This window comes from Paenarthrobacter sp. 10N417, assembly GCF_056394745.1.
This window is the reverse complement of the sequence record NZ_JBFTIL010000013.1, coordinates 1-20350: the sequence shown is the minus strand read 5'-3', so window position 1 is coordinate 20350 and position 20350 is coordinate 1. Positions and strand designations below refer to the sequence as shown.

Here is a 20350-nt window from a genome sequence, read left to right as displayed (position 1 = left end):
TTCTTTCCCGCGCGTAACGTGGAATTGTGGAGTGGCTGGCCTGGTTTGATGCGCAGGATTGGTTTGACGCGCGGAACTACGAATTCGCGCGGCAGGTATTGCAACGCGGTACGGCCACCCTTTATCTGGTTGCGTTCCTCTCCACCATGAACCAGTTTCCGGCCCTTCTTGGCGAGCGTGGCTTGCTTCCCGTACCTTCGTTTCTTGAGATGGCGCGGCGTCTGGCCCGGCCCACTCTCTTTCAGTGGCGTTACTCGGATGCCTTGCTGCGTGCAGTCTGTTGGGTGGGCATCGCGGTGTCCGCCTTGCTGGTGTTGGGCCTGCCCCAGCTTGGACCACCGTGGCTGCCTATGCTGGCGTTCCTCACCCTCTGGTTCCTGTACATGTCGATCGTGAATGTGGGCCAGACGTTCTACGGCTTTGGCTGGGAGATCCTGCTGCTGGAGGCCGGTTTCACCGTAGCGTTCCTTGGCTCGGACCAGGTTCCGCCGCCCACCACCATCCTGATCCTGATTGTGTGGCTGGTGTTCCGGCTTGAGTTCGGCGCGGGAATGATCAAAATCAGGGGCGGGCGTGAGTGGCGCGACCTTTCGGCGATGTTCTACCACCACGAGACGCAGCCGATGCCCGGACCACTGAGCCGGCAGTTCCATCTCCTCCCCCGTCCTCTGCACAAGGTGGAAGTGGTGGGAAACCACTTCGCCCAGTTGGTGGTTCCGTTCTTCCTGTTCGCGCCCCAACCGCTGGCCAGTATCGCGGCAGGAATTATCATCGTGACGCAGCTTTGGTTGGTGGGCAGCGGTAATTTTGCCTGGCTGAACTGGATGGCAATCGTTCTCGCCTTCGCTGCAGTGAGTGATCCGGTGGCGCATGCGGTTCTTCCCGTCATTCCGCTCGAGTGGCACCCGGGTGCCGAAACACCGCTGTGGTGGCTCGTCGTCGTACTTGCCGTGACGGTCCTGCTGCTGGTCCTCAGTTACCGGCCGCTCCTGAACCTCTTCTCGCGCCAGCAACTCATGAATGCGAGCTTCAACCGCTGGCGCCTGGTCAATGCCTATGGTGCGTTCGGTACGGTGACCAAGCAGCGGATCGAGATCGTCGTCGAAGGCACCATGGCTGAAGAGCCCGATGCAGCTGACGACCAATGGCTGGAGTACGGCTTCAAAGGCAAACCCGGCGACGTCCGCCGTCTGCCACGGCAATGGGCGCCGTATCACCTCAGGCTGGATTGGCTCATGTGGTTCCTGCCGCTGCGGACCGTCCACGAGGGTTGGTTCTATGCCTTCCTGGAGAAGCTGTTGGAGGCAGACAAGCCCACGCTTGGGCTGCTTCGCCATGACCCGTTCGACGGCGAACGCCCGCGTTGGGTGCGTGCGCGCAGCTATCTTTACCGTTTCGCCAGCCGTGCGGAGTTCCGTGAGTCGGGTGATCGTTGGGTGCGGGTGCTGCTGTATGACGCCATTCCGCCGGTCTCCCTTACGCCTCGACGGCGGCGGCTTCTTTAGCGTTATCCGACTTTGCCGCGGGAGGGCTTGGCCTTGGACGCAGGTTTGGCCGTGGACGCGGGCGGCGGCGCCGTGGACTCACGGACCACCAAGTGCGTAGCCAGCTCCACCCTTCGGGAATCGATATCTTCGCCATGGACCTGGCGCAGGATGAACCGCAGGGCCGAACGGCCCATTTCCTGTAGTGGCTGTGAGACGGAGGTCAGGGGTGGAACGGATTCTTCCGCCTGATGGGTGCCGTCGAAACCGACCAGGCTCATGTCCTTCGGAATCCGGATGTCCTGCCTTCGCGCTTCTGCCAGGACACCCAACGCGATGCTGTCGCTTCCAGCGAATATTGCCGTGGGCGGATCTTCAAGTGCCAGCAGGGCCTTCATGCCCCTCACACCATTCTCGGGCCGAAAGGGGCCCGCGGAGACATAGTCGTCGTCCACAGCGATGCCCTCCGCCATGAGTGCGGCCATATAGCCGTGGAGCCGCGCCTGGCTGCATTCCGCCGTGGCAGGACCGCCTATGTAGGCAATCTTGCGGTGTCCCAACTCGAGCAGGTGAGTAGCTGCGGCCTTGCCGCCGGCCCAGTTGCTGGCACCCACGCTGAAGACCTCTGCCGGAGGCGGGTTGAGAGGGTCCACCACCACGATGGGGATCCGGCGGCGTTGGAAGGCTTCCAACTGTGCCGAGCCAAAGGCGGAAGTGACCACGATCATTCCGCTGCGTCCTTCGTCGATGATGCGTTGAGCCCGCTCCTCCGGTCCCAAAGGTGACGCTGTTTGCCTGCTGGTGACCGAGAGGATGACCTCCATGTCCGAGACCGCCGCATGCTCCATGACGCCGTTGAGGACTTCCACGGAGTAGGCCGAGTTCAGGGAGTCGAAAACCACCTCAACTGACTGCCGGGCGGGAAGGCTCTTACGTTGGAGCGGCGATTTGTATCCGGTTCGCTGCAAGGCCGCCAGCACGCGCGCCCGGGTTGCCTCGGCCACGTCCTCCCTGCCGTTCACCACCTTGGAAACCGTAGGCGCTGAGACACCCACCTCTTTGGCCACGGCAGCCAGTGTGAGCTTGAGCGGACGTAGCTCGCGTTCCATAATCCCCCTGCTTTCGAAATATTTCGGCTTGTTTTGAGTATGCGGGATGCCGAGGGAAAGCTCAAGAAGGCGGCCACAGCAGCTCAAGCAGCGAAAAAGTAAACCTTGACGTGTGATGGAATGCACTTTAGTTTAGACCGTGACCTAAACCGCATTCGCGAAATATTTCGGTATTTTTCGGGAGATGGTCACTCCTTTGGGAGATGGGCACCGCAACGTGCCCAACGAGGCGACTACACATGGAGAAGCAATGAAGCAGTTCCAATCATCACGGCGTTCTTTTCTGGCTCTAGCGGCTGTTACGCCATTCGCAGTCATGGCAACCAGTGCCTGCGGTACGTCCGGACCGGGCAGCGCGAGCGGAGGAGGCGCCAGCATGTGGTTCCTCTCCGGCGAGCCGAACCAGACCACCATCCAGAAAGCCGTCGATGCTTTTGGTTCGTCGAACCCCGATAACAAGATCGCTGTGACGTACTTCCAGAACGATGCTTACAAGACGAAGATCAAAACCGCGATCGGCGCCGGCCAGGCCCCCACCATTGTCTATGGATGGGGTGGCGGGACGTTGAAGACCTACGCCGAGGCCAATCAGGTGGAGGACCTGACCAGCTGGTTCGAGGCCAACCCGGATCTGAAAAACAAGTTCTTCCCCGCTTCCTTCGGTGCGGCTACCGTCAACGGCAAGATCTATGCCCTCCCCAATCAGTACGTGGCCCCGGTGGTGCTGTTCTACAACAAGGAGCTCTTTGAGAAGGCGGGGGTGCAGCCACCCAAGACCTGGGACGACGTCATGTCGCTGGTAAAGATCTTCAACGACATGGGCGTAGCCCCGTTCTCCTTGGGCGGTCAATCCCGCTGGACCTCCATGATGTGGTTGGAGTACCTGCTGGACCGCATCGGAGGCGCCGAGGTATTCAAGGCGATCTTCGAAGGCAAACCCAATGCTTGGATGGATCCTGCAGTGATTGAAACGGGTACCAAGATCCAGGAACTGGTGTCCGCCGATGGCTTCATCAAGGGCTTCTCCTCCATCACGGCAGATTCGAAGGCGGATCAGGCGCTGTTGTTCACGGGCAAAGCAGCAATGTTGCTTCAAGGTTCCTGGACATACGGACCCATGAAGAAGGAAGGCCAGAACTTCGTCCAGGACGGAAAACTGGGCTTCGTCGCCTTCCCGACAGTCGCGGGAGGCAAGGGAGATCCGAAGAACGGCGTAGGCAACCCCGCCCAGTACATGTCGATTTCGGCCAAAGCCACCGACAAGGAAAAGGAAACGGCGAAGAAGTTCTTCAAGGACGGCATCTTGACGGACACGGTCATCGACGCCTACATCAACTCCGGCTCGGTCCCCATCGTCAATGGCATTGAAGGCAAGCTCGCAACGTCCCCGGACAAGGACTTCCTGAACTTCGTGTACGACCTGGCCAAAAATGCCCCGAACTTCCAGCAGTCATGGGATCAAGCCCTGAGTCCGACCGCGGCCGAGGCCCTGCTTAACAACATCGACCAACTCTTCCTCAAGTCGATCACGCCACAGCAGTTCGCCGAGAACATGAATGCCACCCTGGGCAAATGAGCTCAACAACCACTCACAGGGCTGCCACTGCACCGCGGAAAATCGAGCAGATCGGGCAGCAAAAATCTGCGCTTGCGTGGCTGACGGTCCCGGCTTTGATCTTCTTCGTGGTGTTCGCACTTGCGCCGCTGGTAGGTGTCCTGGTTCTGAGCTTCGCCAACTGGGACGGCATCGGTGCCATCGGAGCAGCCGGCCTGGAGAACTGGTCCTCGGTACTCACCGATCCCGGACTGTACAACGCACTGGGCCTGACTTTCCTGATCATGATCGTCTCCTGGCTGGTTCAGACTCCTATAAGTCTTCTGCTGGGAGTCTTCACGGCCGGCACACAGCGTTACAGGGCTGCCTTGGCGGTGTTGTACTTCTTGCCGCTTCTGCTCTCCTCCGCGGCAGTTGCCATCGCGTACAAAGCACTGTTGGACCCTAACTTTGGGCTGGCCATGGGACTGGGTTTGCCTTTCCTGGCCCAGGACTGGCTGGGCGTCCCGCAGTTGGCATTGGGCTTGGTCATCTTTGTGATCGCCTGGCAGTTCGTGCCCTTCCACACACTCATCTACCAAGGTGGTGTCCGGCAAATCCCCAAGTCCCTGTACGAGGCAGCACAGATCGATGGTGCGGGAATCATTAAGCAGTTCTTCCACATCACGCTTCCCCAGCTGAAATACACCATCATCACCTCATCCACCCTGATGGTCGTAGGATCGCTGACGTACTTCGACCTCATCTTCGTCCTGACTGGTGGCGGGCCGGGTAACTCCACCCGCATCCTGGCGCTGGACATGTACTTGCGCGGCTTCCGGGCCAACCTGATGGGCCCGGCAAGTGTCATCGCAGTCATCCTCGTCGTCATCGGCCTTGTCCTTGCCTTGTTCCTCCAGCGCCTTGGAGGCAAGGACAAGCAGGGCAGCCAATTGGAAGGTTTGTAAGGTGAGCACTGCCCTTCGCAGCGATTCGAAAACCGCTCCAGCCGCTCCCCCGGGCCATTCCATCAAGGCCAAACAGAGCCTCGGTTCACGGGTCAGGCGGCTGAACATTCCCGGAGGCCTTGGCGGTTGGATATGGCTGGCCATCATCATTGTGCCGATCTACTACATCGTCATCACCAGCCTGAAGACCTCCGAAGGGTACTTTGGGCAGAATCCATTGGCCCTCCCGGCGGCGCCTACTTTGGAGAACTACCAGCTGGTTCTCGAGGCCAACTTCACCACGTATTTCATGAACAGCGTGATCGTCACACTTGGCTCGGTGATCCCCACGGTTCTGATCTCCTTCATGGCTGCCTTCGCGATCGTTCGTGGTCGCGGCCGATACCTGAAGTTCGTCAACGGCATGTTCCTCATGGGCTTGGCGATTCCGCTCCAGGCAACCATCATTCCGATCTACCTGATGATCATCCGGCTGAACCTGTATGACAGCCTCCTTGCCATCATGCTTCCCTCCATAGCGTTTGCCATTCCGTTGACGGTGTTGATCCTGTCCAACTTCATCCGCGATGTGCCGAACGAATTGTTCGAGTCAATGCGCCTGGATGGCTGCAGTGATTGGCAAACGATGTGGAGGCTGGCGCTGCCCTTGACCCGCCCGGCGATTGTAACCGTGGCAATTTACAACGGCTTGCATGTCTGGAACGGATTCCTGCTGCCGCTGGTACTCACCCAAAGCCCTGGACTCCGTGTCCTCCCCTTGGGACTGTGGACTTTCCAAGGCGAGTTCAGCGTCAACATCCCCGCTGTGCTTGCCTCCGTCGTCCTGAGCACCCTGCCAATCCTGGTGATTTACGTCCTCGGACGCCGCCAGCTGGTCAGTGGTCTTACCGCAGGCTTCAGCAAGTAGAAAGGACCTTCACATGTCAGAACCCCAACGCCTCCGCGTGGGCATGGTGGGCTATGCCTTCATGGGCGCTGCCCACTCGCACGCTTGGCGGACAGCGCCGCGATTCTTCGACCTCCCCTTGGTACCTGAACTGACTGCCGTCGCCGGCCGCAACCCGGACGGCGTCCGTGCGGCCGCCGCCAAGTACGGTTGGGATTCCGTGGAAACCGACTGGCGCCGCCTGATTGAGCGCGATGACATTGACCTCATCGATATCTGCGCCCCGGGAAACACGCACGCCGAGATCGCCATCGCCGCCTTGGAAGCGGGCAAGCACGTGCTCTGCGAAAAGCCACTGGCCAATTCTGTGGAAGAGGCGGAGAAAATGACAGCGGTTGCCCAGGCGGCAGCCGAGCGCGGCGTACTGTCCATGTGCGGCTTCAGTTACCGGCGCACTCCGGCTTTGGCTTTGGCAAAGCGGATGGTCGAGGAAGGGCGCCTGGGCGACATCCGCCACGTCCGGGCGCAATACCTGCAGGACTGGCTCAGTGACGTGGATGCGCCGCTGACGTGGCGCCTGGACAAGTCCAAATCCGGCTCCGGTTCACTCGGCGATATCGGCGCCCACAGCATCGACGCCGCACAGTGGATCACAGGCTCCACCATCACCGGCGTTTCGGCGCTGCTGGAAACCTTCGTGAAGGAACGCCCTGTGGGTGGAGATTACGTGGGCCTCGGAGGCCGCGGCGGGACGGACGCCCCCAAGGGGCCGGTCACGGTGGACGACGCCGCGCTGTTCACCGCCCGGTTTGCCGGAAAGCACGACGACGGTGCTGGCGCCACCATCGGCATCTTCGAAGCCACTCGTTTTGCCCTGGGCCGCAAGAACGCCATGCGCCTGGAGCTCAACGGGACCAAGGGCTCGCTGGCTTTCGACTTCGAGGACATGAACTCGCTTCAGTTCTACGACTCCGCGCTGGAACCTGACGCCGGATTCCGCAAGATCATTGTCACCGAACCGTCCCATCCGTACACAGGCAATTGGTGGCCCACCGGGCACGGACTTGGTTACGAGCACGGATTCACCCACCAGGTGGTGGACCTGGTGAATGCCATCGGCGCTGGAGAGCAGCCCACGCCGTCGTTCTCTGATGCCTTGCAGGTTCAAAAGGTGCTGGCCGCGGTTGAGGCGAGCGCGGGCAACGCGAGCCGCTGGCAGAACGTCTGAGAGGAATGAACATGACCCGACCCATCACCCTTTTTACCGGCCAATGGGCCGACCTGCCGTTTGAGGAAGTAGCCCGGCTGGCTGGCGAGTGGGGCTTTGACGGCCTGGAGATTGCCTGCTGGGGCGATCATCTGGACCCCCGGCGCATCGTCGAGGACGACTCGTATCTTCAAAGCAAGCTGGACATCCTGGAGAAGCACCACCTCTCGGTCCATGCGATCGCCAACCACCTGACTGGACAGGCAGTGTGCGATGACCCCATCGATGAACGTCACCGGGACATCCTGGCACCAGATGTGTGGGGCGACGGCGATCCTGAGGGCGTTCGTCAGCGGGCCGCCGAAGCAATGAAGACCACGGCACGTGCGGCGGCAAGGCTTGGCGTCAAGACCGTCACGGGGTTCACGGGCTCGTCCATCTGGAAGTGCGTTGCGATGTTCCCGCCGGCTTCAGAAGGCATGATCGAGCGCGGCTACCAGGACTTCGCAGACCGTTGGAACCCCATTCTGGATGTCTTTGACGAGGTAGGAGTCCGTTTTGCCTTGGAAGTCCATCCGTCGGAAATCGCCTACGACTACTGGACTGCCAAACGCACACTGGAAGCGATCGGGCATAGGGACAGTTTTGGCCTGAACTTTGACCCCTCCCACTTCATCTGGCAGGACCTTGACCCTGTGATGTTCCTCCAGGACTTTGCGGACAAAATATTCCATGTCCATGTGAAGGAATCCGTGCGCCAACTCAATGGACGCAACGGTCGCCTTGGATCCCACCTACCGTGGGCGGATCCCCGCCGTGGCTGGGACTTCGTCACCGCGGGCCATGGAGACGTGAACTGGGAACCCATTTTCCGGATGCTCAACTCGATCGGATATGCCGGGCCCACCAGCATCGAATGGGAAGACGCGGGCATGGATCGGCTGATCGGGGCTCCGGAAGCGTTGGACATGGTCCGCCGGCTGGCTGCCATCCGTCCCCCAGCTGCGGCTTTCGATGCCGCCTTCGCCGCCCGCTGAACCCACTTTCGAACAGCCAACAGACTCACCCGGACGTTTACGAATATGAAGGAAAACATGACAAGCAAGAGCAAGACCGCACTGGTGGTTCGAGGCGGCTGGGACGGACACCAGCCGGTGGAAGCCACCGAACTGTTCCTCCCCTTCCTCAAGGCCAACGGCTATGAGGTCAGGGTGGAGGAATCCCCCAAAATCTACGCGGACACTGAATACATGGCCGGAGTGGACCTCATCGTGCAGTGCATGACGATGTCCACCATCGAAAAGGACGAGTTCGAGGGGCTCCGCACCGCCGTCGAAAATGGCACTGGACTTGCCGGATGGCACGGCGGGATCGCGGATTCCTACCGCAACACTTCGGACTACCTGCACTTGATCGGGGGCCAGTTCGCCTGCCACCCGGGCAAGCATGAGGACGAACGGATCGGCGAGCAGTCAGATAACTATGTTCCCTACACGGTGAACATGCTCCCCGCTGCGGCAGAGCACCCCATAACCCAGGGAATCGGAGACTTTGACCTCGTCACCGAGCAGTATTGGGTTCTGGCAGATGACTACATCGACGTCCTGGCGACCACTACGCAAAAAGTCCGAGAATGGGATCCGTGGAACCGTGAGGTCACCTCCCCCGCCATTTGGACCCGGCAATGGGGCAAGGGAAGAATCTTCGTCTCCACTCCCGGCCACCGCGTGGAAATCCTCCAGGACAGCAACGTCCGCACGATCATCGAAAGGGGCATGCTGTGGGCATCCCGCTGAATGTTGGAATCATTGGCTGCGGCGCCATCATCGCCCAATACCTGACAAACTTCCGCCGGCTGGATTCCATCAACCTCATAGCCGTCGCGGACCTTGATCCAGCCCGCGCCCAGGCGGTTGCCGACTCCTACGATGGCGTCCGTGCCTTGTCCGTGGATGAGCTGCTCGGGGCCGACGACGTCGAACTTGTCCTCAACCTGACCATCCCGGCAGCGCATGCTGAGATCGCCCTCAAGGCCATCGCGGCGGGCAAGTCCGTTTATGGCGAGAAGCCGTTGGCGGCAACCACGGCCGAGGCCCGGCAGGTCCTCGAGGCGGCCACCGCGGCGGGAGTGATTGTGGGGTGCGCTCCGGATACAGTCCTCGGCACCGGTATCCAGACTGCCCGAAAAGCGATCGACGACGGCCTGATTGGCGCTCCGGTTTCGGCGACAGCCACCATGGCTACGGCAGGGCATGAGCGCTGGCATCCGAATCCCGATTTCTACTACCAGCCCGGCGGCGGTCCGCTGCTGGACATGGGCCCCTACTACGTGTCCGCACTGGTCACGTTACTTGGCCCCGTAGTGTCGGTGGTGGGCGCAGCCAGCCACACCCGCAGCGAACGCACCATCGGTTCCGGGCCCCGCCAGGGGCAAAAAATACCGGTGGAGATCGACTCCCACGTCACGGGTGTCCTCGTCCACGCTTCCGGCGCCCTGTCCACGCTCTTTATGAGCTTCGACGCCGTCAAGACCAAGAGCCCCAACATCGAAATCCATGGTGAGAAGGGTTCGCTCGTCGTTCCGGATCCCAACCACTTCGACGGCGATGTACAGCTGTTCGAGTTGGGAGCCGAGGAGTGGAAAACGCTGCCTGTCTCCGCCGGTTACGTTGACGCCGGCCGTGGCTTTGGCATCGCCGATTTGTCAGCCACTCCGGCGGGACAAGAACCCCGCGCCGGTGGCCAACTCGCTTTCCACGCCCTTGAGGTCATGGAGTCCGTGCTGGAATCCGCCAAGACAGGACAGGCGGTAGCCATCCAGAGCACCGTCAAGCGTCCGGACTTGGTGGAACTGGCAGAACTCTCGACGCCGGTACGCGCCTAGCGCTGAGGGCACGCCGAGGTGACAGTTGACCCCCATGTTCTTCCACAACATGGGGGTCAACTGTTATCTCGCGTGGCGGGCCCGGCGCAGTGTTGCCTCCGCGTGTTTGAGGATGGGGCCATCAATCATCTTGCCTTTGAACTGGAAGACACCCGTTCCGGCCGCAGATGCTGCATCGAGAAGCTCGGCGGCCTCGGTCACGGCTTCAGGCGTTGGTGCGTAGGCCTCGCGGACTGTTGCCACCTGGCTCGGGTGGATACAGGCCTTGGCACCGAAACCGCTGGCTACGGCGTCAAGGGATTCCACAGCCAGGCCCTGAAGATCGGGGATGTTCACATACACGGAGTCGATGGCTTCCTTGCCAGCGGCTTTGGCGGCAAGCAGCACAGCGGACCGTGCGTGCAGGGCCACTGCCCGGTAACCGCCGTCGTCGTTCCTGCTGGAGAGACCGCCCAGGGAAGCCAGCAGGTCCTCGGCGCCCCACATCAAGGCTACGACGTTCGGCTCCGCGGCGATTGCTGAAGCATTGACGATGCCCGCGGCTGTTTCGCAGAGCGCGATCACGCGGTAGCCCTCAAGCGCCCTGAGCTGTTCGGCACTCTCCGCCTTGGCGAGCATGACAGTGCGGTAGGGAGTGTGCGCCAGGCTGTGCAGGTCCTTCTCGAATTCCGCGGAGCCCACCGGGTTGACGCGGACAATCGTCCGGCTCGGGTCCAGCTCAGCAGTGTCTCCTTCGGATCCGAGCTGCGCGAGGATCGCGCCCCGGGCCCTCTGCTTGTCCCCCGGAGCCACGGCATCTTCAAGGTCCAGGATCACGGCGTCCGAACGATCCGCCGCCTTGCCGAAACGCTCCGGCCGGTCAGCGGGGCAAAAGAGGAGTGCCGGCCCCATGGTGAACGGTGTAACCGCGCCATGAAGGGACGAATCGGGAGAAGGCATGAAGGGTTCCTTGCTGCTGGAATGCTGGGCTGCTGGAATGCTGACAAATGCGGAAACGGCCTAGGACTGCGCGGCGTGTGCTTCCTGGGTCCACATCAAGCAGGTCCGCGTGGCAAGCGCCACCACCACTCCTTCCTGGTTCCTGCCAGTATGTTGCATGGTCACCACACCCTGGCCCGGACGCGAGGACGACAACCGTTTGGCGGTGATCACCGTTTCCGTGTACAGGGTATCTCCGTGATAGAGCGGGTGGGGAAACGTGACATCCGTCAGCCCCAGCTGGGCGATGATGGTGCCCTGCGTCAACTGGGTCACCGACTGCCCCACCATTGTGGACAAGGTGAACATGGAATTCATCAGCCGCTGCCCGAATGGCTGCGTTGAACTCCATGCTGCGTCCAGATGCAGCGCCTGGGTGTTCATGGTCAAGGTAGTGAACAGGACGTTGTCCGTCTCCGTGACGGTTCGTCCGGGTTTGTGGGCGTAGATCACGCCCTCTTCAAGCTCATCGAAGTACAGTCCACGCTGCTCAACAACCCGCGTCATACGGTGAGTTCCTGGTCCTCTTCGAAGAGTTCAGCTCCGGTGGCAGCCACGACCTCGTCCAAAGTGACGTTGGGGGCCAGCTCGCGAAGGACCAGCCGCGGCTCCCCCTCGTCCTTGACGACGTCGATCACGGCAAGATCGGTGATGATCCGGTCCACGCAGCCCTTGCCCGTCAGGGGCAGGGAGCAGTCCTTGACGATCTTGGGCCTGCCGTTGCGGTCCACATGCTCCATCATGACGATCACCTTCTTGGCGCCGAACACGAGGTCCATGGCCCCACCCATGCCCTTGACCATCTTTCCGGGGATCATCCAGTTAGCAAGATCGCCGTTGGCCGCCACTTCCATGGCGCCCAGAACGGCGACATCCACGTGGCCGCCACGGATCATGCCAAAGGACGAGGCCGAATCGAAGAACGCAGCGCCTGGTTTGGTGGTGACAGTTTCCTTGCCGGCGTTGATGAGGTCCGGATCAACCTGGTCCTCGGCAGGATAAGGTCCGACCCCCAGAATGCCGTTCTCGGAATGGAGGATCACTTCCACGCCTGCGGGAATGTAGTTGGGAATCAGGGTGGGCATCCCAATCCCCAGGTTCACGTACTGGCCGTTGGTGAGTTCCTGGGCCACGCGTGCGGCAAGTTCGTTGCGGCTCCAGCCTTTGGCTTCGTGATGTTCGACGTCGGCACGGCGGTACTCGTGCCGCACGGCTTCGGGACGGGGCGGGATGTCATGGTACGAGTTGTCATTCACTGTGCTGCCCCTGTCTGCCCGGTTGCCTGGCTGCTTGCTTGGCTGATGGTCAGAGCCACCGTCCGCTTCTCAATCCGTTTCTCCATGGTGGGGGCCACCACCACTCGTTGCACGAAAATGCCAGGCGTATGGATGTGTTCCGGGTCCAGCTCGCCGGTTTCCACGAGCTCTTCAACTTCGGCAATGGTTGTCTTGGCGGCCATGGCACAGAGGGGGTTGAAGTTCATGGCTGTTGCGTGGAAAACGAGGTTTCCGTGGCGGTCGCCCTTCCATGCATGGACCAGCCCGAAGTCCGGCGTCAGCGATTCTTCCAGTACGTAGTCGGCGTCCTTGAAGCTGCGCACCTCCTTGGGCGCGGAGGCGATCGCAACGTTCCCTTCGGCGTCGTACTTTTGCGGCAAGCCGCCCTCGGAGACCTGGGTTCCCACGCCGGCCTTCGTGTAAAAGGCGGGAATACCGGCGCCGCCTGCGCGCAATTTCTCGGCGAGGGTTCCCTGCGGCGTGAGGACTACTTCCAGTTCGCCCGCGAGGTACTGCCTGGCAAACTCCTTGTTCTCACCCACGTAGGAGCTGATGGTGCGTCGGATGCGTCCATCCTTGAGAAGGATTCCCAGGCCCCAATCATCCACGCCACAGTTGTTGCTGACGGTTTCCAGGTCCGTGGTGCCTTGGCTGTGGAGCGCATCGATCAGCGATACGGGGATGCCGCATAAGCCAAAACCGCCGACGGCGAGCGAGGCGCCGTCCGGGATGTCCTTCACCGCTTCCGCGGCGCTGGCAACAACCTTGTCAATCATCCTTGATCCTTCCCCTACGGTTACAGACCCAGCTCGCGGGCGATGAGCATCAACTGGACCTCAGTGGTTCCCTCCCCGACTTCCAGAATCTTGGAGTCGCGGTAATGGCGTGCCACTGTGAATTCGTTGATGAAGCCATAGCCACCGAACACCTGGGTGGCGTCCCGTGCGTTGTCCATGGCAGCCTCGCCTGCGACCATCTTAGCGATGGCCGCTTCAGTCTTGAACGGCTTGCCGGCCAGCATCCTCGCTGCCGCATCGTAATAGGCCAAACGAGCAGTATGGGCCCTCGCGTGCATCCTTGCGATCTTGAATTGGATGGCCTGGTACTTGCCGATGTTCTGGCCAAAGGCGCTGCGTTCCTTGGCATACTTCACCGAAAGATCCACGCAACCCTGGGCCGCGCCCGTGCCCAAGGCGGCAATGGCAATCCGCCCCTCGTCGAGGATGGACAGGAAGTTGGCATATCCCCTGCCCCGCTGGCCCAGGAGGTTCGCTTCAGGAACCCGGACGTTGTCCAAAGTCAGTGGATGCGTGTCCGACGCGTTCCAGCCCACCTTGTTGTAGGCCCTCTCTGCCTTGAAGCCCGGGGTTTCGGTGGGCACCAGGATGGTGGATATTTCTTTTTTGGTGCTGCCGTCGGGGTTTTCCGTCTTACCGGTGACGGCAGTGACGGTCACCAAAGTGGTGATGTCCGTGCCCGAGTTCGTGATGAACTCCTTATTGCCGTTAATAACCCATTCCCCGTTGTCCACGTGGGCGTGGGTCTTGGTACCACCTGCATCGGAACCGGCCTCACGCTCGGTCAGCCCGAATCCGGCCAAGGACCGTCCGGATGCCAACTCGGGGAGCCAACGCTCCTTCTGTTCCTGCGTGCCGAAACGGTATACGGGCATGGCGCCCAGGGACACACCAGCCTCAAGCGTGATCGCCACGGACTGGTCAACGCGGCCCAACTGCTCCAAAGCCAGCGCCAAGGCAAAGTAGTCCCCGCCCATGCCACCGAACTCCTCCGGGAAAGGCAGGCCAAACAGCCCCATCTCCCCCATCTGCTTGACCACTTCATAGGGGAAGCTGTGTTCTTCATCGTGCTTGGCGGATACGGGTGCCACCACTTCGTCGGCGAATTCGCGGACGGAATCACTGAGGTCCTGGTATTCCTCGTTCAGGTCAAAACTGCTCATGGCTGGAGATCCTTGTCTGTGTCTGCGGGCCCTTCGAGAGGGTCTGCTTCGTGAATGGTGGCGAGCACTTGGTCGGCTTTGACCAGGTCGCCCGGTTTGCTGGTGAGGTGGACGGTTCCGGAGACCGACGCCACCAGTTGGTGCTCCATTTTCATGGCTTCCACCGCCAGGAGCGGCTGTCCCTCTTGGACCATGTCTCCGTTGGCCACTGCCACCGAAACCACTGTTCCGGGCATCGGCGAGCGCACCTCCGGATCTGCAGCCCCCTCTTCGCGCTGGATGCCTGCCAGCATCCGCCGGAGACGTTCGGCGCGGTCCAGGACTTCCAGGCGGCAGGACCAACCGTCGTTGCCAAGGTAGATCGCCCGGATCCCGTGCGTCTCTGCTGGTGGTAGCCCCACCGCATAGGTGACCAAACCGCCGTCGATCTCCAGGACGATGCCGTCCCCGGTCCGTTCCACGGCGTTGACTTTGGCAGAACGGCCCGCGTCAGAGCCGCCGTCGATGACTGCCGAGAAGGTGCCGGAGTCCTCAGTCAACGCAACGGTGGAGGTGCCGCCGCCGGGCAGCCCGAACGTGGCACTCCAGGCACCGCGGGCGCCAACGCGCCAGGAATCAAGCGAACTCCAGGCGCTGCCGGGATGGGTAGAAGCACCAGAGTTTGCCTTCAGCCACAGCGCGTTGCTTTCGAGCCACAGCGTCAGGGCGGCAGCGATCAACTCGTTGGCGCCTGCGTGCCTGAACTCCATGGACGGCAGCCTGCGTTCGATCAGGCCCGTGTCCAGGTGGCCCGCGCGGACGTCAGGATCATTGATCAGCAGCCGGAGATATTCCACGTTCGTGTCCAGGCCCAGCAGGGTGTACCTGCCCAGGGCAGCGTCCAAGGTGTCCAGCGCAGCAGCGCGGTTTTCGCCCCACGCGATGACCTTGGCCAGCATGGGATCGTAGTCGCCGGTAATCTCAAGATCCTCGCGCATGGCGGAGTCGATCCGGACGTTCCTGTGGGAGCGTTGCTCGCCGAGCACTTTGGGATCCGTCCCGCCATTCTCGGCGAGCGCGACGACGCGCCCCATCGAGGGCATGAAGTTCCGCTCCGGTACTTCGGCATACACGCGTGCCTCTACGGCGTGGCCGTCAAGCACGACGTCGGACTGCGCGACCGTGAGTACCTCACCGGCGGCGATCCGCACCTGCCATTCAACGAGGTCTATCCCTGTGGCCATTTCGGTGACAGGGTGCTCCACCTGCAGACGCGTGTTCATCTCCATGAAGAAGAACTCATCGGGATGTTCGTCGGACACCAGGAATTCCACCGTGCCGGCACCGCTGTATTTGACCGAACGTGCTGCGTTGCAGGCTGCTTCACCAATGCGGGCCCGTTCGGCCGGGCCGTCCGCCAGCGATTCAAAGAGTGCTGAAGGAGCTTCCTCAATAACTTTCTGATGGCGGCGTTGGAGGGAACATTCGCGCTCGCCCAGGTGGATGACGTTGCCGTGGTTGTCAGCGAGGACCTGGACCTCGATGTGGCGGGGTGCCTTGATAAGCCGTTCCAGGAAAAGGGTGTCATCCCCGAACGCCGAAGCTGCCACACGCCGTGCGGTCTGCAGTGTGGCAGCCATGTCTTCGGGCCGCTGAACGATGTGCATCCCCTTGCCGCCGCCACCTGCCGAGGGCTTGATGAGCAAAGGAAAACCTACCGAGGGCGCAGCGTCGATCAGTTCCTGATCGGTGAGGCCGGGGACCGCAATTCCGGGTACGCAGGGGACGTCGTAGGCCATGACGTGATTCTTGGAACGAATCTTGTCACCCATGACCTCGATCGCGTCGACGCCCGGTCCGATGAACGTTATCCCCGCCACGTCAAGGGCTTTGGCGAACTCCACATTCTCGGACAGGAAGCCGTAGCCAGGATGGACCGCCTCCGCACCGCTGCGACGGCAGGCATCGATGATGGCGTCGATTTTCAAGTAGCTCTCAGAGGGCGCTGTCCCTCCGATGGCCACTGCGGTATCGGCAAGCGCCACATGCTTGGCGTACTTGTCCGCGGCCGAATAGACGGCAATGGAGCGGATGCCCATGTCCCGCAGGGTTCGAATCACGCGGCAAGCGATCTCACCACGGTTGGCAACGAGGACAGCGCTGAATGGACGGGACGCCGCTGTGGCGGCTGATGTTGTAGTGGTTGGCAGAGTCATGGTCACATCCTGAAGAGGCCGAAGGAGGTCTCGGGCAGTTGCTGGCGGGAGACGACGTCCAAAGCCATGCCCAGGACCCGTCGGGTGTCTGCGGGATCGATGATGCCGTCATCCCAAAGCCGGGCGGTGGAGTAATAGGGGCTGCCTTGTTCCTCGTACTGCTGCTTAATGGGAGCTTTGAAGGCCTCCTCTTCCTCGGCAGACCATTCCTGACCGGCGGCCTCATACTGGTCTCGTTTGACCGTTGCAAGGACACTGGATGCCTGGTTTCCGCCCATCACGGAAATACGGGCAGCGGGCCACATCCACAGGAAACGCGGAGAGTAGGCCCGCCCGCACATGGAGTAGTTTCCGGCGCCGAAGGAGCCGCCGATGACAACGGTCAGCTTGGGGACCCTGGCTGTTGCGACTGCGGTGACCATCTTTGCGCCGTTCTTGGCGATGCCGCCTTGCTCGTAGTCTTTGCCCACCATGAACCCTGAGAGGTTCTGCAGGAAGATCAGCGGGATTCCGCGTTGATCGCAGAGTTCGATGAAGTGGGCGCCCTTAAGAGAGGATTCGCTGAACAGGACCCCGTTGTTGGCCACGATACCCACGGGATGTCCATGGAGATGAGCGAATCCAGTCACCAGCGTGGTGCCGTAGTTCTTCTTGAACTCATGGAATTGGGATCCGTCCACGAGCCGGGCGATTACTTCGCGGACATCGTACTGGGCGTTGACGTCTGTGGGGACCACGCCATAAAGCCCGGAGGGGTCGACGACGGGCGGCAGGACGACGTCGAGAACGTCCCACGCCGGCGGGGCTGGTTTGGGCAAGGTGCCGACGATATCCCGGACGATCTCCAGCGCATGCTGGTCGTTCTCAGCCAGGTGGTCCGTAACTCCGGAAATCCTGGAGTGCACGTCCCCACCGCCCAATTCCTCGGCTGTGACAATCTCGCCAATCGCTGCTTTCACCAGCGGGGGGCCGCCGAGGAAGATAGTGCCCTGGTTGCGGACGATCACTGTCTCGTCACTCATGGCCGGCACATATGCTCCGCCGGCCGTGCATGAACCCATCACCGAGGCGATTTGAGGGATCTTCGCTGCGGACATGCGCGCCTGGTTGTAGAAGATCCGGCCAAAGTGCTCTTTGTCGGGGAACACCTCATCCTGCTTGGGCAGGAACGCTCCCCCGGAATCCACGAGGTAGATGCATGGAAGCTTGTTTTCCAGGGCGATTTCCTGGGCCCTCAGGTGCTTCTTGACCGTCATGGGGTAGTACGTGCCGCCCTTGACCGTGGCATCGTTGGAAATCACCAGGACGTGCCGGCCGTGGACCAACCCAATACCGGCAATCACTCCTGCGCCCGGTGAATCATCGTTGTACATGCCATTGGCGGCCAAGGGTGCTATCTCAAGGAACGGGCTGCCCTCGTCCAGGAGGTAGTCAATGCGCTGGCGGGGCAACAGTTTGCCACGGGCGACGTGCCGCTCCCTGGATTTCGCGGGCCCCCCAAGGGCTGCTGTGGCAAGCCTTTCCTTCAGTTCCCCTACGAGGGCCAGCTGCGCTTCCTGATTGGCTTCAAAGGTGCCGCTGTTGGGTCCTGCCAAGCTGGCGATTGTCTCCATTGACCACTGTTCCATTCCCGACCCCAGGCCATTTCGGTTAGTGCCACGTAACTGAAATTTAGGTTAGTCTTTATTAACTGTGATGTCCAGCACAGTGGGACGCCTAGGAGGAGGAGAACGTGACCGGAGGCCCGGAAACAGGCACTGTCCGCAGCCCAGCCGCAGCAACCCAGCGGGGCCAGGCCAAGGAACTCCGCAGGCTGGCATTGCTTTCAGCGGCGGCGGGACTCTTCGCAGAGAATGGCTTCAACAGGGTTTCGCTTGAGGATCTTGGTGCGGCCGCAGGCGTCAGCGGTCCCGCCGTGTACCGTCACTTCCCCGGCAAACAAGCTGTCCTCGGCGAGCTCCTCCTCAGCGTCAGCCGCGACCTGCTCGACGGCGGCCTCCGCGTGGTCACGGAAGCGGAGAATCCCATGGAGGCGCTGAAGGGCTTGATCCAGTTCCAGGTGGACTTTGCGCTGAGCAACCCGGACGTCATCCGCGTCCAGGATCGCGACTTCGGGAGCCTCAGCAGCGCCGACCAAGCCGAAGTCCGATCCTTGCAACGCACCTACGTTGAAACGTGGGTAGACGTCCTGGCTCGCATCCACCACGGCGCAGATGTCGCCGGCCTCCGCGTCCGGGCACATGCAGCCTTTGGCCTGATCAATTCCACGCCTCACTCCGTCCGCCATCACGGACGGAAGATCGCCGTGAAATCGGCCAGGCCCATTCTGGAGCAGATGGCTTTGGCCGCTCTGACCTCAGCCTGATTGTTGCTTTTGCCGGGAGGTTCGAGCTGTCTTCCAGGTTCCTCTTAAAATGTCGGACCCCGATGAAATGATTTGATCATGGAAGATATGGGGCAGCTAACGGCACTTCGGACGGAATCGTCCCCTGTTGTTGCTGCCCTGGCCGCTGCCCGGTCACAGCGCTTCTTGAGCATGCCGGACTTGGTCAGGGCCGGGTTCAAGGATTCGACGGCGCCCATCATCTCGATCGGCCATTTCCACGGGCTGGGCAACAGAGCCGGGCTGGGCAACAGAGCCGGCCTGGGCAACAGAGCCGGCCTGGCTCAGCCGAGCCCCCATTTCGAAAATAGGTATCCCAAACCTGCGGCTACCGGACGGGACGTGGCGGCTCTTCTTGAGGACGGCGCGGCTCTTCTGGACCCCTTGCGGTTGACTGCAGCAGCCGATGCGGCGCGGCTGTTTGGGTTTGTTGAGGCCGCTGACTTTGCCGGCAGGATCGAGGAGATCTCCCGGTCGTTGGAGTACTTGCAGGTTGTCGCGGCGCAAGCGGTGGAAAGGACCCGGAAGGAAGCACAGCAAGCGTCGCCGGGGTCCTCGGCTGGCGCGCCGGAGTGGCGGACCGGTTGGACTGAACCAGCCACGCGGGCGACGGTTACGGGCACGGCCAGCTTCCTGGATGACGGGTACCGGAATGCCGCTGAGTTCCTTCGGGCCCGGTTGCGGATCAGCATCGGGGAAGCCCGGCGCAGGCTCGCCCTCGCACCCGACGTCCTTCCGCAGACCGGAATGGCCGGGCAGGAGATCCCGGCCCGGCGCGAAGTGCTGGCCGAAGCCCTCTCCTCAGCACTGGTGCCTTCCCGGTCCGCGACGATCATCAGCAGCGCTCTGGAAAAAGTCCGGCTGCTCACCGACGACGACACCCTCACCCGGATGGAACACGCCCTCACCGCCACAGCCATTGAATCCGACCCGGACTTCGTCACCAAAATGGCCAAACGCTGGGTCGATTCGATCGACCAAGACGGCTCCGAACCGTCCGAAGAAGTTCTCCGCCAACTCCAAGGCGCGTTCTTCCGCCGCCGACGCCGCCACGGGCTCCACCACATCGAAATCTTCGCCACTGCCGAACAATACGAAACCCTGGCCACCGCCATGAACGTCGCCACCAACCCCCGACTCACCACGGATAGTAATCCCACCGGACCGGATCTGGACCGGCGTTCCCGCCCCATGAAACTCCTCGACGGACTCGTCGGAGCCTGTGCCGTCGCGATGACCACCGGGAAACTGCCAGCCAACGGCGGACTCCGACCCCAACTCACCCTCACCATCGACGAACGCGACCTCTTCGAACGACGCACCGACCATCAACGACTCAGCACCGGGACCGCGACCTTCGTCGGCCCGATGCACCCCAACACCATCCGCAAAATCGCCTGCGACGCGGACATCCTCCCCGTCCTGCTCGGAACCGACTCCCGCGTCCTGGACATCGGCCGCACCAGCAGGATCTTCCCACCGCAC

18 protein-coding genes are annotated in these 20350 nt (G+C 61.6%); 10 read left to right on the top strand and 8 right to left on the bottom strand.

Annotated features, from left to right (window positions below; all coding sequences use genetic code 11):
* The first annotated feature begins 26 nt into the window (after positions 1-26).
* Entirely contained in the window at positions 27-1505 is a 1479-nt protein-coding gene (locus tag AC1DCM_RS16210; protein WP_477519008.1) for a lipase maturation factor family protein, read from the top strand.
* Between the two features lie 2 nt (positions 1506-1507).
* Here the strand turns inward: AC1DCM_RS16210 and AC1DCM_RS16205 are convergent, their stop codons facing one another.
* Complete coding sequence (locus tag AC1DCM_RS16205) at positions 1508-2593, bottom strand: LacI family DNA-binding transcriptional regulator (protein WP_477519007.1); 1086 nt, start codon at positions 2591-2593, stop codon at positions 1508-1510.
* 250 nt (positions 2594-2843) lie between these two features.
* On the opposite strand from AC1DCM_RS16205, the gene AC1DCM_RS16200 reads away from it, so the two are divergent.
* The 7 genes from AC1DCM_RS16200 to AC1DCM_RS16170 are packed head-to-tail and all read left to right on the top strand — an operon-like array spanning position 2844 to position 10072.
* Positions 2844-4169 carry an extracellular solute-binding protein gene (locus AC1DCM_RS16200; protein ID WP_477519006.1) on the top strand — a complete coding sequence of 442 codons (1326 nt, stop codon included), beginning with the start codon at positions 2844-2846 and terminating at the stop codon, positions 4167-4169.
* Positions 4166-5095, top strand: coding sequence for a carbohydrate ABC transporter permease (locus tag AC1DCM_RS16195; RefSeq protein WP_477519005.1), 930 nt, complete (start codon positions 4166-4168; stop codon positions 5093-5095). The genes AC1DCM_RS16200 and AC1DCM_RS16195 overlap by 4 nt, the downstream gene beginning before the upstream one ends.
* A gap of 1 nt (position 5096) precedes the next feature.
* Positions 5097-6002 (top strand): carbohydrate ABC transporter permease, encoded by a 906-nt coding sequence (locus AC1DCM_RS16190; protein WP_477519004.1) that lies wholly within the window; start codon positions 5097-5099, stop codon positions 6000-6002.
* Between the two features lie 13 nt (positions 6003-6015).
* Entirely contained in the window at positions 6016-7209 is a 1194-nt protein-coding gene (locus AC1DCM_RS16185; protein ID WP_477519003.1) for a Gfo/Idh/MocA family protein, read from the top strand.
* Positions 7210-7220: 11 nt separating this feature from the next.
* Positions 7221-8225 carry a sugar phosphate isomerase/epimerase family protein gene (locus tag AC1DCM_RS16180; protein ID WP_477519002.1) on the top strand — a complete coding sequence of 335 codons (1005 nt, stop codon included), beginning with the start codon at positions 7221-7223 and terminating at the stop codon, positions 8223-8225.
* Between the two features lie 57 nt (positions 8226-8282).
* Positions 8283-8984, top strand: a complete 702-nt coding sequence (locus AC1DCM_RS16175) for a ThuA domain-containing protein (RefSeq protein WP_442005745.1) — start codon at positions 8283-8285, stop codon at positions 8982-8984.
* The gene (locus tag AC1DCM_RS16170) at positions 8969-10072 is read left to right on the top strand and encodes a Gfo/Idh/MocA family protein (RefSeq protein WP_477519001.1); all 1104 of its coding nucleotides are present in this window, start codon (positions 8969-8971) and stop codon (positions 10070-10072) included. Before AC1DCM_RS16175 ends, AC1DCM_RS16170 begins: the two co-directional genes overlap by 16 nt.
* Before the next feature lie 63 nt (positions 10073-10135).
* Here the strand turns inward: AC1DCM_RS16170 and AC1DCM_RS16165 are convergent, their stop codons facing one another.
* The 7 genes from AC1DCM_RS16165 to AC1DCM_RS16135 are packed head-to-tail and all read right to left on the bottom strand — an operon-like array spanning position 10136 to position 18095.
* The gene (locus AC1DCM_RS16165) at positions 10136-11011 is read right to left on the bottom strand and encodes an HpcH/HpaI aldolase/citrate lyase family protein (RefSeq protein ID WP_477519000.1); all 876 of its coding nucleotides are present in this window, start codon (positions 11009-11011) and stop codon (positions 10136-10138) included.
* 60 nt (positions 11012-11071) lie between these two features.
* Entirely contained in the window at positions 11072-11557 is a 486-nt protein-coding gene (locus tag AC1DCM_RS16160) for a MaoC family dehydratase (RefSeq protein WP_477518999.1), read from the bottom strand.
* Positions 11554-12306, bottom strand: a complete 753-nt coding sequence (locus AC1DCM_RS16155) for a CoA transferase subunit B (RefSeq protein ID WP_442005742.1) — start codon at positions 12304-12306, stop codon at positions 11554-11556. Before AC1DCM_RS16155 ends, AC1DCM_RS16160 begins: the two co-directional genes overlap by 4 nt.
* On the bottom strand, positions 12303-13103 hold the full coding sequence (locus AC1DCM_RS16150; protein ID WP_477518998.1) for a CoA transferase subunit A: 801 nt from the start codon (positions 13101-13103) through the stop codon (positions 12303-12305). Before AC1DCM_RS16150 ends, AC1DCM_RS16155 begins: the two co-directional genes overlap by 4 nt.
* Before the next feature lie 20 nt (positions 13104-13123).
* Positions 13124-14287 (bottom strand): acyl-CoA dehydrogenase family protein, encoded by a 1164-nt coding sequence (locus AC1DCM_RS16145; RefSeq protein WP_477518997.1) that lies wholly within the window; start codon positions 14285-14287, stop codon positions 13124-13126.
* Entirely contained in the window at positions 14284-16482 is a 2199-nt protein-coding gene (locus AC1DCM_RS16140) for an acetyl/propionyl/methylcrotonyl-CoA carboxylase subunit alpha (protein ID WP_477518996.1), read from the bottom strand. Before AC1DCM_RS16140 ends, AC1DCM_RS16145 begins: the two co-directional genes overlap by 4 nt.
* Before the next feature lie 2 nt (positions 16483-16484).
* Positions 16485-18095, bottom strand: coding sequence for a carboxyl transferase domain-containing protein (locus tag AC1DCM_RS16135; RefSeq protein ID WP_477518995.1), 1611 nt, complete (start codon positions 18093-18095; stop codon positions 16485-16487).
* A gap of 119 nt (positions 18096-18214) precedes the next feature.
* Here AC1DCM_RS16135 and AC1DCM_RS16130 point away from each other — a divergent pair, with 119 nt between their 5' ends.
* Together AC1DCM_RS16130 and AC1DCM_RS16125 are read left to right on the top strand one after the other, a co-directional pair.
* Positions 18215-18847, top strand: coding sequence for an SACE_7040 family transcriptional regulator (locus tag AC1DCM_RS16130; RefSeq protein ID WP_477518994.1), 633 nt, complete (start codon positions 18215-18217; stop codon positions 18845-18847).
* 78 nt (positions 18848-18925) lie between these two features.
* The coding region (locus tag AC1DCM_RS16125) for a DUF222 domain-containing protein (protein WP_477518993.1) at positions 18926-20350 on the top strand (1425 nt) is incomplete at its 3' end.

What these genes read in the sequence shown, in the direction of transcription:
- AC1DCM_RS16205 (WP_477519007.1), bottom strand. Translation starts at nt 2,593, where the DNA reads ATGGAACGCGAGCTACGTCCGCTCAAGCTCACACTGGCTGCCGTGGCC.
- AC1DCM_RS16135 (WP_477518995.1), bottom strand. Translation starts at nt 18,095, where the DNA reads ATGGAGACAATCGCCAGCTTGGCAGGACCCAACAGCGGCACCTTTGAA.
- AC1DCM_RS16180 (WP_477519002.1), top strand. Translation starts at nt 7,221, where the DNA reads ATGACCCGACCCATCACCCTTTTTACCGGCCAATGGGCCGACCTGCCG.
- AC1DCM_RS16140 (WP_477518996.1), bottom strand. Translation starts at nt 16,482, where the DNA reads ATGACTCTGCCAACCACTACAACATCAGCCGCCACAGCGGCGTCCCGT.
- AC1DCM_RS16185 (WP_477519003.1), top strand. Translation starts at nt 6,016, where the DNA reads ATGTCAGAACCCCAACGCCTCCGCGTGGGCATGGTGGGCTATGCCTTC.
- AC1DCM_RS16195 (WP_477519005.1), top strand. Translation starts at nt 4,166, where the DNA reads ATGAGCTCAACAACCACTCACAGGGCTGCCACTGCACCGCGGAAAATC.
- AC1DCM_RS16160 (WP_477518999.1), bottom strand. Translation starts at nt 11,557, where the DNA reads ATGACGCGGGTTGTTGAGCAGCGTGGACTGTACTTCGATGAGCTTGAA.
- AC1DCM_RS16165 (WP_477519000.1), bottom strand. Translation starts at nt 11,011, where the DNA reads ATGCCTTCTCCCGATTCGTCCCTTCATGGCGCGGTTACACCGTTCACC.
- AC1DCM_RS16175 (WP_442005745.1), top strand. Translation starts at nt 8,283, where the DNA reads ATGACAAGCAAGAGCAAGACCGCACTGGTGGTTCGAGGCGGCTGGGAC.
- AC1DCM_RS16150 (WP_477518998.1), bottom strand. Translation starts at nt 13,103, where the DNA reads ATGATTGACAAGGTTGTTGCCAGCGCCGCGGAAGCGGTGAAGGACATC.
- AC1DCM_RS16145 (WP_477518997.1), bottom strand. Translation starts at nt 14,287, where the DNA reads ATGAGCAGTTTTGACCTGAACGAGGAATACCAGGACCTCAGTGATTCC.
- AC1DCM_RS16200 (WP_477519006.1), top strand. Translation starts at nt 2,844, where the DNA reads ATGAAGCAGTTCCAATCATCACGGCGTTCTTTTCTGGCTCTAGCGGCT.